Here is a 1,685-nt window from a genome sequence, read left to right on the forward strand (position 1 = left end):
GTACTGAGTAAATAACTGAGTGTTCTTGATCTCCGCCAGACGATGAGAGGAGGTAAACAGTTCGTTCTCACTGTCGAGCAAATCGAGCAGGGTGCGCTCGCCGAGGCTGAACTGACGCTGGTAAGCGGTCCGCACGGCGGTACTGTGATCGACGTATTGCTGGGCGATCGGCACCTGCGCGTTGGCGTTGTTCAGGGCGTTCCAGGCCAGGCCCAACTCTTCATTCAATTGGCGCAGGGCGTTGTTGCGGATGTCCAGCGCCTGGTTCGACAGGTAGGACTTGGATTCCAGATCGGCCTTGTTGCTGCCGCCGGAATACAGGTTGAAGCGCATGCGCAGCATGGCCTGCCATTCGTTGTCGTGGCCGTTCTGACCATCAATATCGTTGTCCGCGGTGCGACCCAATTCAGCATCGAAGCGTGGGTAGAACGTCGACTTGGCCGTGTCGTACTGCTTCTCGGCGGCGGCGATATCGGATTCGGCCGAGCGCAGGATCGGGCTGTTTTCCAGCATCTGCGCGCGGGCTTCATTCAGATTGGCCGGCATCAGCGCCATGAAGCTCGCCGGGCGCTCCAGTTGATCGGGCATCTGGCCGACAGCGGAGAGGTAGTTGGTTTCGGCGTCAGCCAGGTTGGTCTGCTCGGTGATCAGGTTGTTGCGCGCCTGGGCCATCCGCGCCTCCGCCTGATCGAGGTCGGCGCCGCTGCCGACACCTCGCTGGGTGCGCAGCTGGATCTGGTCGTAAATGCGTTGGTGACTCTTGAGGTTGTCCTCGGCCAGACGTACGAATTCGCGACGGGTCAGCACGTCGAGATAAACCTGGGCCACGGTCAGCCCGGTACGCTCGGAAGTACTCAGCAGCGAGTAGGCGCGGGAGTTGACGGCGGCTTGTTGACGCCCCACTTCGCTGGACGTCGCGAAACCGTCAAAAACCATTTGGGTCAGACGCAAACTGGACTCACTGCGATTCAGGGTTTCCCAGTGCYTGTTGCCGCTACTGTCCGCGCGGGTCGTCACGCTATCGGTGCCTTCACGACCGTAACCACCCAGCAGGTCAACCCGTGGCAGGTATCCACCTTTCGCAGCCTTCAGCTGATAGTCCGCAGCCAATCGGCTGTTGACGCCTGCCTGGACCTCAGGATGGACATCCAACGCTTGCTGCATGGCCTCTGGCAAGGATTGCGCCTGAACAAAAGATGCGGCGAGGGCGAAAGGTATAGCCATGAACAAAGGCAAACGCATGTAGGAATTTCCCAGAACTTCTTGTCTTGAATCACAGCAAAAGAACGTGCTGCGTCGGAAGATCGCAAGCCGAATGACCGTATGTCGGAAAGTTCAAAAAGCGGAACTGGATCACATACCGAGGACGGGTCACCACTGAAATATCAATGTGACATTACTGGGGCGATTGTTTAGGATGATCTGCAGAAGGTCAATAGTTTGGCATAAAGTTAATAGCTAAAAATTCTAGCCAAATTATTGACGTATTTTTGCGTCAAACTCGTGCATCCATTTTGCAATGTACGTCCAGACTGGTCGGCGCAGGCGCCATCAGGTCTATGGAAGTCAACTGAACGTGACACCCCGGAGAGTCTTCAATGAGCAGTGTTGTTGCCATAGTCAAAAGCATTGTCGGTCAGGTTTTCGTGGTGTCCCCAGAGGGCGTCCGCCGTGTTCTCGTTGAA

The 1,685-nt window shown here is 56.6% G+C and carries 1 protein-coding gene; it reads right to left on the reverse strand.

Translation table 11 applies throughout. The features are described 5' to 3' along the window. The coding region (locus ACXRVY_RS27605; protein ID WP_458238792.1) for a TolC family outer membrane protein at positions 1-1,242 on the reverse strand (1,242 nt) is incomplete at its 3' end. Positions 1,243-1,685: the final 443 nt, after the last annotated feature.

The organism is Pseudomonas sp. P5_A2_2, assembly GCF_054177685.1.